The organism is Collinsella sp. i05-0019-G5, from assembly GCF_042851345.1.
Lineage (GTDB): Bacteria > Actinomycetota > Coriobacteriia > Coriobacteriales > Coriobacteriaceae > Collinsella.
On the sequence record NZ_AP031421.1, the window covers coordinates 1,088,160 to 1,106,427 of the forward strand.

Annotated in this window: 15 protein-coding genes; all 15 read left to right on the plus strand. The window is 63.9% G+C overall.

The window, feature by feature from the left end; translation table 11 throughout:
* The first annotated feature begins 15 nt into the window (after window positions 1–15).
* Complete coding sequence (locus tag ACGHIZ_RS04960; RefSeq protein ID WP_022095203.1) at window positions 16–633, plus strand: 4Fe-4S dicluster domain-containing protein; 618 nt, start codon at window positions 16–18, stop codon at window positions 631–633.
* Complete coding sequence (gene hyfB, locus ACGHIZ_RS04965) at window positions 626–2,644, plus strand: hydrogenase 4 subunit B (RefSeq protein WP_390449650.1); 2,019 nt, start codon at window positions 626–628, stop codon at window positions 2,642–2,644. Before ACGHIZ_RS04960 ends, hyfB begins: the two co-directional genes overlap by 8 nt.
* Before the next feature lie 12 nt (window positions 2,645–2,656).
* Window positions 2,657–3,583 (plus strand): respiratory chain complex I subunit 1 family protein, encoded by a 927-nt coding sequence (locus tag ACGHIZ_RS04970; RefSeq protein ID WP_022095201.1) that lies wholly within the window; start codon window positions 2,657–2,659, stop codon window positions 3,581–3,583.
* 15 nt (window positions 3,584–3,598) lie between these two features.
* Complete coding sequence (locus ACGHIZ_RS04975) at window positions 3,599–5,056, plus strand: hydrogenase 4 subunit D (RefSeq protein ID WP_055286165.1); 1,458 nt, start codon at window positions 3,599–3,601, stop codon at window positions 5,054–5,056.
* 13 nt (window positions 5,057–5,069) lie between these two features.
* Window positions 5,070–5,723, plus strand: coding sequence for a hydrogenase 4 membrane subunit (gene hyfE, locus ACGHIZ_RS04980; RefSeq protein WP_117584080.1), 654 nt, complete (start codon window positions 5,070–5,072; stop codon window positions 5,721–5,723).
* Window positions 5,724–5,726: 3 nt separating this feature from the next.
* Window positions 5,727–7,286, plus strand: a complete 1,560-nt coding sequence (locus tag ACGHIZ_RS04985; RefSeq protein ID WP_161145199.1) for a hydrogenase 4 subunit F — start codon at window positions 5,727–5,729, stop codon at window positions 7,284–7,286.
* Window positions 7,287–7,289: 3 nt separating this feature from the next.
* Window positions 7,290–9,062 (plus strand): NADH-quinone oxidoreductase subunit C, encoded by a 1,773-nt coding sequence (locus ACGHIZ_RS04990; RefSeq protein WP_161145593.1) that lies wholly within the window; start codon window positions 7,290–7,292, stop codon window positions 9,060–9,062.
* Window position 9,063: 1 nt separating this feature from the next.
* On the plus strand, window positions 9,064–9,780 hold the full coding sequence (locus ACGHIZ_RS04995; protein ID WP_070097519.1) for a formate hydrogenlyase complex iron-sulfur subunit: 717 nt from the start codon (window positions 9,064–9,066) through the stop codon (window positions 9,778–9,780).
* A 2-nt stretch (window positions 9,781–9,782) separates the two neighbouring features.
* Entirely contained in the window at window positions 9,783–10,565 is a 783-nt protein-coding gene (locus ACGHIZ_RS05000) for an NADH-quinone oxidoreductase subunit B family protein (RefSeq protein ID WP_022095195.1), read from the plus strand.
* Window positions 10,566–11,147, plus strand: a complete 582-nt coding sequence (locus tag ACGHIZ_RS05005; protein WP_117847579.1) for a formate hydrogenlyase maturation HycH family protein — start codon at window positions 10,566–10,568, stop codon at window positions 11,145–11,147. It abuts the gene before it with no gap.
* On the plus strand, window positions 11,147–11,650 hold the full coding sequence (hycI, locus tag ACGHIZ_RS05010) for a hydrogenase maturation peptidase HycI (RefSeq protein ID WP_117847581.1): 504 nt from the start codon (window positions 11,147–11,149) through the stop codon (window positions 11,648–11,650). Before ACGHIZ_RS05005 ends, hycI begins: the two co-directional genes overlap by 1 nt.
* A gap of 39 nt (window positions 11,651–11,689) precedes the next feature.
* Window positions 11,690–12,529 (plus strand): formate/nitrite transporter family protein, encoded by an 840-nt coding sequence (locus ACGHIZ_RS05015; RefSeq protein ID WP_117847820.1) that lies wholly within the window; start codon window positions 11,690–11,692, stop codon window positions 12,527–12,529.
* A gap of 122 nt (window positions 12,530–12,651) precedes the next feature.
* Window positions 12,652–14,769 (plus strand): molybdopterin-dependent oxidoreductase, encoded by a 2,118-nt coding sequence (locus ACGHIZ_RS05020; RefSeq protein WP_390449660.1) that lies wholly within the window; start codon window positions 12,652–12,654, stop codon window positions 14,767–14,769.
* Window positions 14,770–14,821: 52 nt separating this feature from the next.
* Window positions 14,822–16,279: an L-seryl-tRNA(Sec) selenium transferase gene (gene selA / locus ACGHIZ_RS05025; RefSeq protein ID WP_390449663.1), complete on the plus strand. Its 1,458-nt coding sequence runs from the start codon at window positions 14,822–14,824 to the stop codon at window positions 16,277–16,279.
* Window positions 16,276–18,243: a selenocysteine-specific translation elongation factor gene (gene selB / locus ACGHIZ_RS05030; protein ID WP_390449666.1), complete on the plus strand. Its 1,968-nt coding sequence runs from the start codon at window positions 16,276–16,278 to the stop codon at window positions 18,241–18,243. Before selA ends, selB begins: the two co-directional genes overlap by 4 nt.
* The last annotated feature ends 25 nt before the right edge of the window (window positions 18,244–18,268 follow it).

Below are 18,268 nucleotides of genomic sequence, written 5' to 3' on the forward strand. Positions count from 1 at the left end.
TGAAAGGAAGTGGGGATGAACCGCTTCATCGACATCAACCCGGAGAGGTGCATCGGCTGCGGAACATGCCAGTCCGCCTGTGCCGACGCCCACCGGATGCAGGGTCTTCAGGATACGCCGCGCCTGGCGCTCGTGAAGACCGGCGGTATTTCGGCCGCCCTTGCCTGCCACCATTGCGAGGGTGCCCCCTGCGCCGAGGTCTGCCCGGTGAATGCCATCGAGCACGATGGCGACCGCATCCACGTCAAGGAGCAGGAGTGCATCGGGTGCAGGCTGTGCGCCATCGCGTGCCCCTTCGGAGCCATCCATCCCGATGGCACGTCTATCGCCGGTGTCGCAGGCATGTGCGACCCGACGCCTTCGTATCCTAAGTCCCTGAGCAGCCTGCTTACGTGGGCTCCTGGCCAGTACACCTGCGCTGTCAAGTGCGACCTGTGCGCCTTCGATCCGGACGGCCCGCATTGTGTGGCGGCGTGCCCCACCAAGGCGCTGACCGTCATGGGCGGCGCGGCCGATCGCGAGCTCGACGAGGCCAAGCGCCTGCGCTCGATCGAAAACGGTCCGGTCGTCGACGTTACCGCTGTGGCCCAGGGCCTGTCCGAGAAAGCAGAAGGGAGCGTAAACAATGGATAGCATGACGCTGTTTATCGCATCGCTTGCCGTCTCGTGCATCGGTGCGCTCGCCTCGGTTCTGCTGATCAAGGCCGATAACGCCGCCAAGACCGCCGGCTGCCTAATCGGCGCCGTCGCCGCGGTGCTTTCGTTTGTGGCCGGTATCCAGGCCGTGCTGGGCGATGTCACGTCGGTCGACACCATCGTGTTCTTCCCGTTTGCCCATTTCCAGCTGCTGCTCAACCAGCTGTCCGGCCTGTTCGTGGCGCTCATCTCGGTGCTCGCGTTTGCCGGTTCAATCTACGGTCTCAACTACTTTGATGAGTACCCGGGCAAAAAGGGCCGCGCCGGCTTCTTCTTTAACACCTTCGTGGCGTCCATGATGCTCGTCATCACCGGCGACAACGTGTTTTGGTTCCTGGTCGCCTTTGAGCTCATGTCGCTGACCTCGTACTTCCTGGTCGTGATCGAGGAGAACGAGAACTCCATCCATGGCGGTTGGCTCTACTTTGTGATCGCGCACGTGGGCTTTGTGCTCATCATGGCGAGCTTCCTCACCATGACCAACTTCGCCGGCGGCTCGTTTGCCTTTGCGGATTTCCGCGCTACGCAGTTTAGCCCCGCGGTCGCATCCGTGTGCTTCGTGCTCGCCTTCTTTGGCTTTGGCGCCAAGGCCGGTATCATCCCGCTGCACGGCTGGCTGCCCAAGGCGCATCCCGAGGCGCCGTCCAACGTGTCGGCCCTCATGTCCGGCGGCATGATCAAGATCGGTATCTTCGGTATCCTCAAGGTGGGCCTCGACCTGCTCTCCGCCTCTGGCGTTCAGGTCTGGTGGGGTCTTATGGTCATGGTCTTCGGTGCGATCTCGTCGGTCCTCGGCGTGGCCTTCGCCCTGCAGGAGCATGACATCAAGCGCCTGCTGGCCTATCACTCCGTCGAGAACATCGGCATCATTCTGCTCGGCGTCGGCGCCTCCATGGCCGCCATGGCGCTCAACTCGGTCGGCATCGCCGTCCTGGCTCTGATGGCCGCCCTCTACCACACGTTTAACCACGCGATGTTTAAGGGCGAGCTGTTCTTGGGCGCCGGTGCGCTGCTGTACTCCACGGGTACGCGCAATATGGAGAAGATGGGCGGCCTGTTCCGTCGTATGCCGGCAACGGCCATCTGCTTCCTTATTGGCGCGCTTGCCATCTCGGCCATCCCGCCCTTCAACGGATTTGTGTCCGAGCGGTTTACCTACCAGTCGCTGTTTAACGCTGCCATGCAGGGCGACAAGGCCGTCATGATCGTGGCCGTGTTCGCTGCCGTCGCGCTCGCAATTACCGGCGCACTGGCCGTCACGTGCTTCGTCAAGGCCTATGGCGTCTCCTTTGCCTCCGCGCCCCGCTCCGAGGCCGCGTCCAATGCCAAGGAGGTTCCTGCCCCCATGGTGTTTGCGCAGGGCCTGCTCGCGGCCATCTGCGTCGTGCTGGGCATTGGCGCTCCCGTGATCGCGCCCGTGCTGGTCGATGTCGCCGCGTCCGTGCTGCATCCGTACGGTGGCGTGTTTGCCGCCGAGGGCATGGAGCTCATGAACCAGTACTCCGGCGCTGCCACCTCCACGCCCGCGATCGCCATTGCGCTCGTGGTGCTTGTCGGCCTTGCCTGCGGCTATCGCAAGCTCAAGACCGTCGGCAAGGTGCAGAAGTCCCAGCCGTGGGCATGCGGCTATGCTCCCAACGAGCATATGCCCGTCGTGGCCACGACCTTTGCCTCCGAGGTGTCCTGGTTTATGCAGCCGCTCTACACGCTGCGCGACCGCTGCACGGCCGTCTGCTGGTCCATCGCGCACTTCTTCCAGAAGCTCACCGGTGTGGCCGAGGCTGTGGAGCCCGTACCCGACAAGGTTCTCGTCGATGCCCCGCATAAGGGTGTCGAGAAGCTCGCCGATCTCGCGACTAAGCTCGAGGGCGGCAACTACAGCATCTATATCTGCTACATCGTCGCGGCACTCGTGGTGTTCCTCGTGCTCGCCGTGCAAATGGGTTAAGGAGGGGAGAGCATGAACAACATCGTACTTGCCGTTCTGCAGGGCGTGGTCGTCATGGCCGTCGCACCGTTCTTCTCCGGTCTCGGCCGCGTGATCCGCGCCAAGATGCACAACCGTCGCGGCCCCAGCATCATGCAGGACTACCGCGACCTGGCCAAGCTCTTTGCGCGCCCCGAGTCCCAGAGCGAGGATGCGAGCTTTGCGCTGCGCATCATGCCGCCGCTGTTCTTCGCCGTCGCCTTTATGCTCGCGATGGGTCTGCCGCTCTTTACGGCACAAAGCCCCATCCCGGTCTTTGGTGACGCCATTACCATCATGTACAGCCTGGCGCTCGCCCGTTTCTTCTTCGCCCTCTGCGGTGTGGATTCGTCCAACGCCTACGCCGGTATCGGCGGCGTCCGCGAGCTGCTCATGAGCGTGCTCATCGAGCCGTCCATGCTGCTGGCGCTGTTTGCCGCCGCCCTGGTGTGCGGCTCCACCGACATCGCCACCATGGGTCAGCACATCATGACGGGCGCCATCGACGCGCCGGTCGCCGTGATCCTCGCCGGCATCGCCTTTGCGATTGCCTGCTACATGGAGCTCGGCAAGCTGCCGTTTGACCAGGCCGAGGCAGAGCAGGAGCTTCAGGAAGGCCCGCTCGCCGAGCTTTCCGGCCCGTCGCTTGCGATGGCCAAGCTCGCCATGTCCATGAAGCAGGTCCTGGTCGTCGCCTGGTTCTGCGCGATCTTCGTCCCCTGGGGCGAGCCCGCAACCGTAGGCGCAGCCGCCGTTCTGGGTGCAGTCATCTTCCTGGTGAAGTGCCTGATCGACTTTGTCGTATGCGGCGTGATCGAGAACTCCTGCTCGCGCTCGCGTTTTAAGGTGCTTGGCAATCAGACCTGGGCCGTCGTGGGGATCGCCGTTCTGGCGTTTGTCTTCGTGGTCGTCGGCGTGTAGGAGAAGGGAGAAACAATGTCATTTGCAGTCAGTCTGTCCCTTCTCGGCTTGGTCGCTATCGCGGCCCCGATGGTGGCCTCGGTGCTCGTCGCCCTGTTCCCCCGTCCGTACGCCAAGTGGTTCAGCGTTTTGGGTGCCGCCGTCTCGACGGTCTGCACCATCGCCCTCGCCGCGAATTTCGCTGGCGCCGGCATGCCCGACACTCAGGTCCCCCTGATCTCGTTTGGGCAGACCCTCGTCATGGGATTCACCTTCGATCGCATGAGCACGCTGCTCGCGCCCGCCTTTGTGGGTATCGGCCTGCTTGTCGTGATCTATTCGATTCCCTATATGAGCGAGAATAACCGTGAGCATCCCGACGCACCGCGTCGTCGCTTCTACGCGTACCTCGCGACCTTCATCGGTGCCATGGCCGGCCTCGTGTACAGCTCGACCCTTTTGGGCCAGCTCGTGTTCTTTGAGATCACGGGTGCCTGCTCTTGGGGCCTGATCAGCTACTACATGTCGCCTACGGCCAAGAAGGCCGGCATGAAGGCCCTGATCATCACGCATATCGGTGCGCTCGGCCTGTATCTGGGTGCTGCCATCGTGTTTGCCCACACCGGCACCTTCGCCATCACCGCGATTGCCGGCCTCGACGCCAAGCTCAAGGCTATCGTCCTTCTGCTGGTGCTCTTTGCCGCTTGGGCCAAGTCCGCGCAGGTCCCCATGTACATGTGGCTGCCTTCGGCCATGGAGGCGCCGACGCCTGTTTCGGCCTATCTGCATGGCGCCTCGATGGTCAAGGTCGGCGTGTGCGTGTTCGCGCGTGCACTCGTCTCTGCCGGCGAGATCCCCGAGATCGTGGGTTGGGTCGCCATTATCGACGCCATGGTCACCATGCTCTTTGGCTTCCTTATGTACCTGCCGCAAAAGGACATGAAGCGTCTGCTGGCCTTTTCCACGATCGCCCAGCTCTCCTATGTGTTCTTTGGTCTGGGCCTTTCGGTCTTTGGCAGCCAGCTCGCCTTCGATGGCGCCGTCTGCCACATCTTTAACCACGCTTTCGCCAAGACGCTGTTCTTCCTGATCGCCGGTTCGTTCTCCTTTACGCTCGGCACGCGTATGCTGCCCAAGCTTCGCGGCATCGTAAAGAAGTACCCGATCTCGGGCGTGGGCTTCGGTGTCGCCGCGCTCGCTATTGCCGGCGTGCCGCCCATGAACACGTTCTTCTCGAAGTTCCAGATTATCGCCGGCGGCTTCTCTGTGGGTGCCGGCAACGTCGCGATCCTGGTGCTCGTGTGCATCATGGTCGCCGAGACCGTCGCCACCTTCGCCTGGTTCCTCAAGTGGATGGGCTATTGCCTGCCCGGCGAGCCGAGCGACGAGGTCGCTGCGGGAGCCCCGCTTCCCCGCGCGATGGCGTTCGTGTTCATCGTGCTCATCATCATGGTCATCGTCAGCGGCCCGCTTTCGGCCAGCTGGATCGGTTAGGAGGTAGAACGACATGGGTTATTCGATCGTCAACATCCTTGGCGGCCTTCTGATCGTCACGTCCACCATGGTGGTCGTCTCCAAGAACATCAAGCACGCCATTCGCTGGTATGCGGTGCAGTCGCTGGTGCTCGTGGGACTGCTCGCTACGCTCGGTGCTACTACCGGTGCGCAGGAGCTGCTTATGTGGGCCGGATCTGCCTTTATCACTAAGGTCGTCCTGGTCCCTTACATCCTCAACCGCGCATACAAGAAGATGGGCGAGCCGAGCGACGCATCGCTCAAGGCCGGCCTTAAGCCCGCGTGGGCCATCTGCATCATCGCCGTCGAGGTCGCGATCTGCTTTGCCGTTGTGACGCAGATCAGCCTGCCCACGGCCGAGGTCGCAACGCCTGCGCTCGCTATTAGCTTCGCTCACTTCTTCGTGGGCCTCACCTGCATCATCTCGCAGCGCAACATCATGAAGCAGATCTTTGGATACTGCCTTATGGAAAACGGCAGCCACGTGACGCTCGCGCTTTTGGCCCCCACCGCTCCCGAGATCATCGAGATCGGTATCGCCACCGACGCCATCTTTGCCGTCATCATCATGTCCATCGTCGTGCGTCGCATTTGGGACGACTCCCACTCGCTCGATGCGCGCGACCTGTCCGAGCTGAGGGGGTAGTCCATGGAAACGTTGATTCTCGCCCTGCTCGCGACTCCTTTGGTGTTCTCGCTGGTCATGGCGTTTTTGCCCAAGAACACGTCCTATAACGTGTTTGCCGGTCTCAACCTGGTCTCCGTCGCAGCCGTCCTGGTGCTGTCGATTATGACGGCCGGCGACGTCCTTATGAGCGGCGAAACCGCGAGCGCTCTTGGCCTGTGGTTCCACCTCGATTCGCTGGGCGCCATCTTTGTGCTGCTCATCGGCTTTATCGGTTTTCTTACGGGGCTGTTCTCGCTGCCCTATGTAAAGGCCGATATCGAGGAGGGCTCCATGCCCGCCGAGCGCGCCAAGCAGTATTTTGCGCTGTTTAGCCTGTTTGTGTTCACCATGCTGCTCGCGTGCCTGTCCAACAACATGATCCTCACGTGGGCCGCCGTGGAGGCAACCACGCTTTCCACTGTGTTCCTGGTGGGTATCTACAAGAACAAGACGGCCCTCGAGGCTTCTTGGAAGTATGCGATGGTCTGTACCGCCGGCGTGGCATTTGGCCTGTTCGGTACGCTGCTGATCTACGCCAACGCCGCCGACGTGATTCCCAACGCCCACGAGGCCGCATTCCTGTCGTGCGTGCTGCCGTATGCCGACCAGTTCGACCCGACGCTCATGCGCCTCGCCTTTGCGTTTATCGTGATCGGCTTTGGCACCAAGGCTGGCCTGTTCCCCATGCACACTTGGCTGCCCGATGCCCACTCTCAGGCTCCGAGTCCTGTCTCGGCCCTGCTCTCGGGTGTTCTGCTTAAGTGTGCCATGCTTGTGATCATGCGCTTCTACGGCTTTACCATCCAGGCCGTGGGTGCCGAGTATCCGCAACTTCTGCTGTTGATCGTCGGCACGCTGTCCATTTTGGTGGCGGCACTCTCGATGTTTCGCCAGGACGACCTCAAGCGCCGCTTTGCGTACTCGTCTGTGGAGAACGTGGGCGTTATCGCCCTGTGCCTGGGTATCGGTGGCCCGCTGGGTATCGCCGCGGCCCTGCTGCACTGCGTGTTCCACGGCTTTACCAAGACGCTTGCCTTCTGCGTGTCCGGCAACATCCAGCACGCCTTTGGCACGCGTAGCCTGGCCAAGATCCAGGGCGTCGTCGAGGTTGCGCCCGCAACCGCCGCGCTCGCCATCCTGGCGCTGCTCGGCCTTGCCGCCTTCCCGCCCTTTGGCATGTTCATCTCTGAGTTCCTGACTTTTGTCGCCGGTGTTACCGCCGGTCCCATGTGGCTGGTCGTCGTGGTCGCCCTCGGTCTTACCGTGGCCATCTCCGCGCTCACCCGTATCGCACTCAAGTCGGTATTCGGCCATGCGCCCCAGGGCATGGGCAAGCATGAGGCCCCGGCGCTCATGCTTATCCCCGAAATCATCCTGGCTGTCATGATCTTGTGGTTTGGCATTGCCACCCCGCTGCCCCTCGTGCACGGTGTGGAGACCGCTACCGGCATCGTGCTCGAGCAGAGCACCGAGGAACTTCACGCGACGCCGATGTACCGCGCTGTGTTCGGTACCGAGACCGCTCAGAGCGAGGTGGAGTAACGAATGATTGAAACTGAGAACAAGGTGTATGCCCGTCGCTGCGAGAGCCATGTCGAGGCCCTGCGCCGCGCCGTTCCGGGCTGCATCGAGAAGGTCGAGTGGCAGTGCGAGGACCAGCTGACGATCACCGTCAAGCAGGACAAGCTGCCCGAGGCCGTCCACTACCTGTACTACGAACGCTACGGCTGGATCCCCGTGATCATCGGCAACGACGAGCGCAGCCTGTGCGGCCGTTATGCCGTGTACTACGTCATCTCCATGGAGGGGGAGGACCCCGGCTGGGTGACCGTGCGTGCCGAGGTCGATCCCGCCAAGATGACGTTCCCGTCCGTGACGCCGTTCGTTCCCGCCTGCGTGTGGGGCGAGCGCGAGCTGCGCGATATGTTCGGCCTGATCCCCGAGGGTCTGCCCGATCGTCGTCGCCTGGTGCTGCCCGACGATTGGCCCAGCGGCCTGTACCCGCTGCGCAAGGACTCCATGGACTACCGCTTCCGTCCCGCTCCCGCGAGCGACATGGAAAACTACGAGTTCTTGGCCGATACCAAGGGCAAGGAGACGACGCTCGTTCCCATGGGCCCGTTGCACATTACCTCCGACGAGCCTGGCCACTTCCGCCTGTTCGTTGAGGGCGAGACGATCGTCGACGCCGACTACCGTCTGTTCTACGTGCACCGCGGCATGGAGAAGGTTGCCGAGACGCGCCTGAACTATGACGCCGTGACGTTCCTCGCCGACCGCATCTGCGGCATCTGCGGCTGCGCCCACTCGGTGGCCTACGCCGAGGCCGTCGAGCGCGCTCAGGGCATCCATGTCCCGCCGCGCGCCCAGTACATCCGCGCCATCATGCTCGAGGTTGAGCGCCTGCACTCGCATCTGCTCAACATTGGCCTGGCGTCGCACTACACGGGCTTCGACTCCGGCTTCCAGCAGTTCTTCCGCGTCCGCGAGAAGTCCATGGACCTGGCCGAGAAGCTCTCCGGTCACCGCAAGACCTACGGCCTCAACGTGATTGGCGGCGTGCGTCGCGACATTTTGGCTGAGCAGAAGCTCTCCACGCTCACGACCATCCACCAGCTGCGCTCCGAGGTTCAGGAGCTCGTCGACGTGCTGCTCTCCACGCCCAACTTTATTGAGCGTACGAGCGGTATCGGCATCTTGGACCGCAAGATTGCACGCGACTTCTCGCCGGTCGGCCCGCTCATGCGTGGCTCGGGCTATGCCCGCGACGTGCGCTTTGACCATCCCTTCGACGGCTACGCCGATCCGGACGTCCAAAAGATGCACGCCGCCACGGCCGACACCTGCGACGCCTTCGGCCGTACCGCCGTCCGCATCCAGGAGGTCTACGATTCGATCGACATGATCGAGACCATGCTCGAGAACTGCCCGTCGGGCCCCATCCTCACCACGGATTGGGAGTACACCCCGCACAAGTACGCCATCGGCGCCACCGAGGCGCCGCGCGGCGAGGACGTGCACTGGGCCATGCTCGGCAATAACCAGAAGTGCTACCGCTGGCGCGCCAAGGCCGCCACGTACAGCAACTGGCCGGTCCTGCGCTACATGTTCCGCGGCAACACCGTGGGCGACGCGGCGCTGATCGTCGGCTCGCTCGACCCGTGCTACTCCTGCACCGATCGCGTGACGGTGACCGATGTCGCCGCCAAGCGCGACCACGTGCTCGACAAGGAGCAGTTCGAGAACGTCTGGCGCGACAAGTCGCCGCTTGCGGGCGAGGGCACCTTGGCCGCTCCGCTCGATGAGGAGGCGCTCTAATATGCTGAAGCTTTGGAAGGTTAACGCCAAGGCCGGCGACGCGACGGTCAAGTACCCGTTTGCGCCGTTCCCCACCAATAAGGACATGCGCGGCAAGCCCGAGCACAATGCCGAGCTCTGCATCGCCTGCGGTGCCTGCGGCGTGGCGTGCCCGGCCGATGCCATTCGCATGGACACCGACCTTGCGGCCGATACCATTACCTGGTCGATCGACTACGGCCGCTGCATCTTTTGCGGCCGCTGCGAGGAAGCCTGCCCCATGGAGGCCATCAAGCTCACCGAGGAGTTTGAGCTTGCCGTCATGAGCAAGGACGACCTCACCAGCAAGAGCGTCTATACGCTCGAGCACTGCTCGCGCTGCGGCAAGCCGTTTGCCCCGCACAAGGAGATCGACTACGCAAAGCGCCTGCTGCAAAAGGCCGGCGGCATGGAGGCCGAGCAGGCTGCCCGTACCGTCGGTATGTGCCAGGAGTGCAAGCGCGAGCTCGACGCCCTGCGCGCCGCCTCGGCCGTAAAGACCGGCAACGCTGCCGGCATGGCTGCCAACGAGACGCTTGCGTCCGGTGAGCCCCAGGGCCCCGGCATGGAGTATCTGGGCGGCCACGGCGTGAACCCGGAGTATATCGACCGCGAGCTCAACCCCGATGCGCCCGAGATTCCCGCCGGTCCGGCGCCGGTCGAGGGCATCATCATGGATTTTGAAACGAAGGAGGAGTAACCATGGCCGAACCCACGCTTTTGCCCGAGCGGCTCCAGTACCGCCCGACCAAGATCGAGCTCGACGAGAGCATCGAGAAGGCCAAGGCGACCCTTCTTAAGAAGATCAAGCGCTCGGTGTACGTCTACCGTGTTGACTGCGGCGGCTGCAACGGCTGCGAGATCGAGATCTTCGGTTCCATCACGCCCGTCTTCGACGTCGAGCGCTTTGGCATCAAGGTCGTGCCCTCGCCCCGTCACGCCGATGTGCTGCTGTACACCGGCGCCGTAACGCGTGCCATGCGCATGCCGGCCCTGCGCGCCTTTGAGGCCGCACCCGATCCCAAGATCGTGGTGTCCTATGGCGCGTGCGGCTGCACCGGCGGCATCTTCTACGACAACTACTGCGTCTGGGGTGGCACGGACAAGATCTTGCCGGTCGATGTCTATATCCCCGGCTGCCCGCCCAGCCCCGCGCAGACCATCTACGGCTTTGCCATGGCACTTGGCCTGCTGGACCAAAAGCTCCATGCCGAGACCACGGTGGAGGCCGCCGGCGAGCAGGCCGATATCCTGCACCCCGGCGTGCCGTACAAGCTGCGCGTTGCCATCGAGCGCGAGGCTCGCGCCATGAGCGGCTACCGTTACGGCCGCGACTTGGCCAACGAGTTTATGGATACGCTCGAGGGCGCGCCCAAGGGCGATATCCGCGGTGCCATGGCGCTGCTCATCGACAAGCAGGATGATCCTCGCCGCGTTGAGGTGTACTCGGCGTTACAGGATCTGGTACTGGCCGGAGGTCGCTAGATGGAGCTCACGGACCGCTCTGGTTACTTTGCGGGCCCCGGCATGCTCGGCGGCTCTTTTGGCGATGCCTCGCGCGCAAGCGACGAGGCCGCCGAGGGCGTCGCCGACCCCTGCCTGGGCCATACGCCCGACCAGGTGGTCTTCTATGAGCTCACGCGTAAGTTTGTGGAGACCGAGGAAGACGTTCCCCAGGAGGCCTGCGACGTGCTGTACTACACGCTCGCCGTGGGCCACCACACCGGCGTGCTCGACTGCTTTGAGCCGCGCCTGTCGGTGCCGGTGAACGTGTTCTATACGCTTATCGACGCGCTGCCGGAGGGGGAGGCCAAGACCAAGTTCGAGGCCATCCGCTCCTTTGGCGAGTGCCAGCTCGACAAGGCGGCGGTGCCGTCGCTGCTCGAGGCCTGTGACACGCTGCTCGACGATCGCGGTTTTCGCGGTTCGGCCAAGGCCGGCATCTCGGTGTTCGATGACGACTTTGGCCTGCATGCCCAGCAGGTTGCGTTCTTAATGAAGTTTCGCGATCTGGTTGAGCGCGTGCGCGATGTGTCGGGCGTGTATCTGACGGGGAGGTTGCAGTAATGGGTCGCGTTGTGGATGGCCGTGTGAACGACGCCCCGTTTGCGGGCATTGTGCTCACGGCGGGAAGCGTGCTGCGCGCCGACGATGCCGCTGGCCCCGTGCTCTCCAAAAAGATGGAGGACACGCCCATCGCCGGTTGGTACACCATCGACGGTGGTCAGACGCCCGAGGACGACATCATCGAGGTCAAGCGCGAGCGTCCGCCGCGCCTAGTGTTGGTCGATGCCGCCGACATGGCGCTGCCCGTCGGTGCCATCCGCCTGCTCGATAAGACCGACGTCGCGCGCAAGTCGATGTTCACCACGCATTCGCTTCCCTTGTCGATTCTGATCGAAGAGATTGAGCAATCGTGCGAAGATATCGTCTTCATAGGGATTCAGCCGGGCGACACGGAGTTCTACAACCCCATGTCCCCGGAAGTCTTTGACGCCGTCGACGCCGTGTACGACGCCGTGGCCGCCAACGACTTTTCCCACTTTGTCCGCTTGGGACAAGAGCAATAGGTGCGCTTGTCCCTGCTGATTAGGAAAGAAGTGATTGACATGGCAGATTCCAAGGCAGAATATCCCGCTCCCGATTGCCTGGCGCCCGCCGCGATCGAGGCCAAGACCGAGGCCGCCGGCGTGACCAAGGCCAACCTGCCGGTCGCAAAGGCCTTTCTGTTGGCAATGTTCGCCGGTGCGTTTATTGCCTTCGGTGGCCTGTTCTTTACCGTGTTCTTGAGCGACAGCACGCTGGGCTGGGGTGCCCAGCGCGTCGTGGGCGGTCTGTGCTTTTGCCTGGGCCTGGTGCTGGTACTGGTGTGCGGCGCCGAGCTGTTTACCGGTAATTCGCTTATGGTCTGCGCGCTCAAGAGCAAAAAGATCACCCTGGCTCAGATGCTCAAGGCATGGGTCGTCGTGTGGGTCGGCAATTTTGTCGGTGCCCTGTTCATCGTCTTTTTGGTGTATATGGCCGGCATTTACAAGCTCAACGGCGAGGCGGTCGCCAATTCCATGGTGAGCGTCGCCGCCGGCAAGGTGACGATCGACTGGGTGACGATCTTCTTCCGTGGCATCCTGTGCAACATCTTTGTGTGCCTGGCCGTGTGGATCGGTACCGCCGGCAAGACCGTGGTCGATAAGGTTGTGGGCATTCTGCTGCCCATCGCCGCTTTTGTGGCCTGCGGTTTTGAGCACTGCGTCGCCAACATGTACTTTTTGCCCATGGGTGCCGTGATGCACGCGTTCGGCTATGGTGCCGACGTCGCCGGCGCCGATGCACTCAACGCTGCGGGCATTGCGTTTAACTTGTCCGCCGCCACGCTGGGCAACATCGTGGGCGGCGCGGTTCTGATCGCGCTCGGCTACTGGTTTATCTACGCTAAGAAGTCCGAGGCGTAAGGTACCGTCTGTTTGACGTTGGGCCTCCCGCGGGGCGTTGCCGTGCGGGAGGCTATTTGGGTCTGGGGCTCGTTGTCGGGCTGTTGGCCTGTTGTGTTTGGCTGATGAAAGGGGTAATCGAGATGGCATCTGCTGTGAAGCGTGACGGTCGCGCCGTGGTGACCACATGCGGGGGATGCTATGCCGATTGCGCCTTTGCGGCACGCGTTGAGGACGGTCGTGTGGTGGCTGAGTTGCCGGTTGTGGGGCATCCGTGCGCGGCGCGTGCCCTGTGCGCCCGCGGGCGCCATCGCCTGGCAATGCCGTTTGACGAGCGCGACCGCATTGTGCACCCCATGCGACGCCGCCGGGATGGCTCGGGGTTCGATGCGATTACCTGGGACGAGGCGTTTGCTCAGATTGCCGAGCGCCTTTTGGGGATTGTTGACGGGCATGGTCCGCGCGCGCTGGGCATGACGCTCGGCGTTCCCTCGTTCGACCGCTACTGGGCGTATCGCTTTATGCATGCGTTGGGCTCGCCCAACGTGTACGGTGCCGATGGCGCCTGCGAGGTAAGCCGACTTACCGGTTGGGAGCACAGCCTGGGCTATAGCCCCGCCTCCGACCTGGCACATACCGACTGCATCATGTACCTGGGGCGTTCCATCGTCGATTCATCGACGATGGGGGCCGTCGATGCGCTCAACGATGCGCGCCGGCGCGGGGCGAAGATTATCGTGGTCGACCCCCGGCGCAGCGGCTCCGCCGCGCTTGCCGACCGCTGGCTGCGCGTGCGCCCGGGCTGCGATTTGGCACTACTGCTGGGCATCGCCCACGTGCTGATTGCCGAGGACTTGTACGACCACGAGTTCGTTGCCCGCTATACCACGGGTTTTGACGAGCTGGCGCAGGCGGCCCGTCCTTGGACGCCCGAGTGGGCCGAGTCGATGTGCGACGTGCCGGCCGCAGAGATTGTCGCCACGGCGCGCGATCTCGCTGCCGCCGCGCCTGCCGCTGTGGTGGATGCGGGCTTTCATGGTGGCATCGGTATCGCGTATGCCAATAGCACCCAGACCGCGCGCGCTATCTGCTTGGTCGATGTGCTGCTGGGCTGCATCGGGCATGCGGGCGGCGCGCTCAATCCGCCCACGCCGCTTGTGTTGGGCGACCTCGATCCCACGCGCTTTGCGACGCCGCCGGTGCCGCGTGGGCCCAAGCTGGGGTCCGAGCGCTATCCGCTCGTCGATCCCGAGCGCGGCCTGTGCACGACCATCGGTCAGTCGATTCTTGCCGGCGATTTGCGTGGGCTCATCGTCTATGCCAGTAACCCTGGTGCGGGCTATGGCAATGCACAGGCTTGGTTGAGTATTTTGCAGCGGCTCGACTTGCTTGTGACGATTGATATTCGCTGGTCCGAGACGGCACGTGCTTCTGACTTCGTGCTGCCCGACGTGACGTATCTGGAGGCCGACCGCGGCGTGGGAACGGTGGCGGGCGTCAACGATGCGCGCGTGTTCTACCGCAACGCCGTGCTGCCCGTGCAGCATGACGACACACGTCCCGGTCGGGAGATTTTTGCCGGTCTGGCGCAGGCGTGTGGCGCGGGCGAGTACTTCCAGTTTACGTCCGACGATCTAGCGGCTGCCCAGGTGGCGTCGTTTGGGATCGATCTGGACGAGCTCAAGGAGCGCGGCTGGGCCGACACGGGTGTTGCGTTGCCGTCGCGTACAGGCGAGCCGGTGATTCCCTTGGATGGCGGCAAAATTGCGCTGGCAAGCGACGTGTGGGAACGAGCCGGTCTGGGACGCGTGCCAGGCTGGATTGCGCCGATGGTGGAGCCCGGCCCGGGGATGTTTCGCCTCATTAGCGGCAACCGTCCCTTTGAGTCGCATACTTCGCGCAGGCTCGCGGCCCAAGGTGCCGCTGAGGCTGGATCGGACCTGGATGCCGTGCAGATGAATGCCGATGCCGCTGCGCACATGGGCATCGCCGATGGCGAGGTCGTCGAACTTGTGAGCGATTTGGGCCGCGACCGCGTGCGCGTGGAGACGACGCCGTATCTGCATCCGGCGTGCATCTTCACCTCGGCCGCCCCCGGCGGGCGTTCGTTTGGCGCCGATGCCGGTGGCGCTCAAGCCTTGGGCGTGGGCCCACTCGACCATACGCCGCTGCGCTGGGACCCGTTGACGGGTGCCGCGCTCACCCAGGAAAACGCCGTTCGCGTGGAAAAGATCGCGGCGCGCGAGGATAATAACGAGTAATTGACTCAGCTGATGCATTAGACTGATCCACGTTTCTTTTGAAAGGCCGTACATGAGCGATAGCCAGAACATGTCCGATGAGGTACGCGCCCGCCTGCGCGCCATTCCTTCCGTCAACGAGCTGCTTGCCGAGTGGCCGGTCGTGAAGGCGGCGGGGGAGACCTGCGACGCGGTGGTGCATGCCGCCGTGACGGCCGAGCTCGACGAGGAGCGCGCAGCCATTCGCGCCGGTGCTGCCCCGCGCTCTAAGCGCGACCTTGCCTCGGCCATCGAGTGGCGTGCGCACCGCTCCGCGTTGCCGAGCCTGCGCCCTGCCGTCAACGCCACGGGTGTGGTCATCCATACCAACTTGGGCCGCGCCCCGCTCGCGGAGTCGGCGGCAAAGGCCGTGGCCGAGGTCGCGCGCGGCTACAGCACGCTCGAGTACAGCGTCGACACCTGCTCGCGAGGGTCGCGCAAGGAGCATGCCGCGCAGCTCATCCGCTCACTCACCGGTGCCGAGGACGCGCTCGTGGTCAACAACAACGCCGCCGCGGTGCTGCTGGTGCTGGCGACCCATGCCGCGGGCAAAGAGGTTATCGTCAGCCGCGGCGAGCTTGTCGAGATCGGCGGCAGCTTCCGCATCCCCGATGTCATGGCGGCTTCGGGCGCCAAACTCGTCGAGGTCGGCGCCACCAACCGCACGCACCTGGCTGATTATGAGCAAGCCATCACGCCCGATACGGCGATGATCCTCAAGGTCCATCCTTCCAACTATCGCATCGAGGGCTTTCACGAGGAAGTGGGCTCTCGGGAGCTTGCCGCCCTGGCCCACAAGCATGGTCTGCTGTTCTACGAGGACCAGGGTTCGGGCGCGCTGTTGCCCGACGACATCTTGGTGCGCGGCGGCGAAGAAACCACGCCGGCTTCGGTTTCGGCAGGGCTCGATCTGGTGTCGTGCTCGGGCGATAAGCTGCTCGGTGCCGCACAGGCGGGCATTATCATGGGCCGTCGCGATCTGGTCCAGGCCTGCGGGTCGCATCCGCTTATGCGTGCCCTACGCCCGGGCAAGCTCGCACTGGCGGCGCTCGAGGCTACACTGCGCATCTACATGGACGGTGCCGACGTGGCCCATCGTGATATTCCGGTGCTCAGTATGCTTACGATGCCACAGGCCCATTTGGAACGACGTGCCCGCAAGCTGCGCGAGCTGATTGTGGCGGGTCTCGATAAGGCTGGCTGCCCGTGTGCCGTGCAGGTGGAAATCGTCGAGGAATCGTCGACCCCCGGTGGCGGCTCGCTGCCTACCGTGGACCTGCCCACGATGTGCGTTGCCGTGCGTCTTGTTGACGAGCGCCTGACGGTCGACGCGCTCAAGCGCTCGCTTGTCCAGGACTTCGACACGCCGGTCGTCACGCGAACCTCGCACGATCGCATTTTGTTTGACGTCCGTACGCTTGTGGGCGACCGCGATATCGAGACGGCGGCGTCGACGCTCGTCGCGTGCGTTAAGAAGGCGGTTGCTCGATGAGTGAGGTTCAAACGCTGGTGGAGTGCCCCGTTATCGTTGGCACGGCGGGTCACGTTGACCACGGTAAGTCCGCACTGATCGAGGCGCTGACCGGCAAGAATCCCGACCGTCTGGAGGTTGAGCGTCGCCGGGGCATGACGGTGGAGCTGGGCTTTGGCGAACTGGCACTGCCGAGCGGCAAGATCGTTGGCCTTGTCGACGTGCCGGGCCACGCGCATTACCTGCGCGCTATGGTGCAGGGTGCGACAGGCATCGACGTTGCCGTGCTGGTGGTCTCTGCCGTTGAGGGCGTAATGCCGCAGACCCGCGAGCACGTGCATGTGCTGGAGCTGTTGGGCGTTACGCATATGGTGGTCGCGCTGACGATGTGCGACCTGGCCGACGCCGAGATGACCGAGCTTGCCGAGCTCGATGTCGATGACTTTTTGTCGGGCACCGTGTTTGCGGGCGCGCCGATCGTGCCCGTGTCGTCCAAGACGGGCGAGGGGATCGACGGGCTGCTTGCGGTGCTCGACGAGCAGGTGGGTGTTTGCTGGGGTGCCTGTCGCGACCGTGCCGAGCGGAGCGATGCCGCGCCTCGTCTGCCGATTGACCGCTGCTTTACGATCAAGGGCGTCGGCACTGTCGTGACGGGAACGCTGCATGATGCGCCGGTTGCGGTGGGCGACGAGCTGATGGCTTTGCCGTCGCGTACGGTCTGTCGCGTGCGCGGGATTCAGGTGCATGGCGATACGCCGCGCGCGCTGCCTGGTCAGCGTGTGGCGCTCAACCTAGTTGGTGACGGTGTCGCGGCGCTTGACCGTGGCGAGATGCTGGGCGTGGCGGACCGCTTTGGCCAGACGTTGCGCTTTATGATGACGTTCACCTACCTGGGCCGCGAGGGCACCAAGCCGCGCGTGCTCGAGTCGGGCGCGCGTGTGCATGTGATGGCCGGCACGGCCGAGGTCGTCGGCCGCATCATGCTTTTGGAGGGCGAGGCCCCCATGGCGGTGGGCGAGACCCGTACCGTGCAGGTGCGCCTGGAGGAGCCGCTGCCGCTGTGTGCCGGAGACCATGCCGTGGTGCTGTCGTATTCGCCCGTTATGCTCATCGGCGGCGGGCGCGTGCTGCTTTCGCGCTGCCGTCGCTCGCGCGAGCTTTCTGCCGGCGAGCGCGCACTGTTTGCGGCGCTTGAGTCCGGCGATATCGCGGGCGGTGTGGGTGCTTGGCTGGCGCTGCAGATGCTGCCGGTTACGGCGGTTGATGTTGCCGAGGCTTTGGATCTTGGCGTCGGCGAGGTCGATGCCGCACTGCGCGGGTTGGTGTCGCAGGGCTCCGTTCGCAAGCTTGCCGTGGGTGATGCGGCCCTCTTTGCGGACGCCGTGGTGCTCGACGCCGCGATGGATGCTCTGGCGGCGATCCTGTCAGCCGTGCATGCGGCGTCTCCCAAGGAGACGGGCTTTACGCCCGGCGCCGTTGCCCATGCTGCGTGGCCTTCCGCTGATGAAGGCGTTGCCGCGGCTCTGATTGCCGAGGGCTGCTCGCGCGGCGTGTGTGCCTCCGAGGGCGCCGAGGTGTTCGACCCGCACTCCGCTGCCGCCGCGGCGCGTGTGGTGCGCGAGGCCTGCGAACGTATCGTTGCCTTGCTGGACGAAGCCGGCCTCGATGCACCGACATTGCCCGAGGTGGGCGAGCAGTTGCAGCTCGGCCGCGACACTATGACGCGCGCCCTGCGCGAGCTTTCGCTCAATCGCTCTATCGTTAAGGTCGAGCGCGACGTTGCCCTGTCCGCTGCCGCCGAGGCCCATGCACGTGAACTCGTCGCCGCCGCCATTGAGGCAGCCGGCGGCGCTGCCACCACGAGCGTGCTGCGCGAGGCCCTGGGCGTGTCGCGCAAACGCGCCATCAGCATCTTGGAGCACCTGGATGCCGTGCGCTTTACGGTGCTCGACAAGGATGCCGGCGGCCTGAGGTCCCTGCGCTAGATTGGCTGCTCGGTTTGGTAAAATA

Bases quoted from the DNA above. Each gene is read 5' to 3' on its own strand.
- ACGHIZ_RS04995 (WP_070097519.1), top strand. From the start codon at position 9,064: ATGCTGAAGCTTTGGAAGGTTAACGCCAAGGCCGGCGACGCGACGGTC.
- selB (WP_390449666.1), top strand. From the start codon at position 16,276: ATGAGTGAGGTTCAAACGCTGGTGGAGTGCCCCGTTATCGTTGGCACG.
- ACGHIZ_RS05015 (WP_117847820.1), top strand. From the start codon at position 11,690: ATGGCAGATTCCAAGGCAGAATATCCCGCTCCCGATTGCCTGGCGCCC.
- ACGHIZ_RS05020 (WP_390449660.1), top strand. From the start codon at position 12,652: ATGGCATCTGCTGTGAAGCGTGACGGTCGCGCCGTGGTGACCACATGC.
- hyfB (WP_390449650.1), top strand. From the start codon at position 626: ATGGATAGCATGACGCTGTTTATCGCATCGCTTGCCGTCTCGTGCATC.
- selA (WP_390449663.1), top strand. From the start codon at position 14,822: ATGAGCGATAGCCAGAACATGTCCGATGAGGTACGCGCCCGCCTGCGC.
- ACGHIZ_RS04985 (WP_161145199.1), top strand. From the start codon at position 5,727: ATGGAAACGTTGATTCTCGCCCTGCTCGCGACTCCTTTGGTGTTCTCG.
- ACGHIZ_RS05000 (WP_022095195.1), top strand. From the start codon at position 9,783: ATGGCCGAACCCACGCTTTTGCCCGAGCGGCTCCAGTACCGCCCGACC.
- ACGHIZ_RS04990 (WP_161145593.1), top strand. From the start codon at position 7,290: ATGATTGAAACTGAGAACAAGGTGTATGCCCGTCGCTGCGAGAGCCAT.
- ACGHIZ_RS05005 (WP_117847579.1), top strand. From the start codon at position 10,566: ATGGAGCTCACGGACCGCTCTGGTTACTTTGCGGGCCCCGGCATGCTC.
- ACGHIZ_RS04970 (WP_022095201.1), top strand. From the start codon at position 2,657: ATGAACAACATCGTACTTGCCGTTCTGCAGGGCGTGGTCGTCATGGCC.
- hycI (WP_117847581.1), top strand. From the start codon at position 11,147: ATGGGTCGCGTTGTGGATGGCCGTGTGAACGACGCCCCGTTTGCGGGC.
- ACGHIZ_RS04960 (WP_022095203.1), top strand. From the start codon at position 16: ATGAACCGCTTCATCGACATCAACCCGGAGAGGTGCATCGGCTGCGGA.
- hyfE (WP_117584080.1), top strand. From the start codon at position 5,070: ATGGGTTATTCGATCGTCAACATCCTTGGCGGCCTTCTGATCGTCACG.
- ACGHIZ_RS04975 (WP_055286165.1), top strand. From the start codon at position 3,599: ATGTCATTTGCAGTCAGTCTGTCCCTTCTCGGCTTGGTCGCTATCGCG.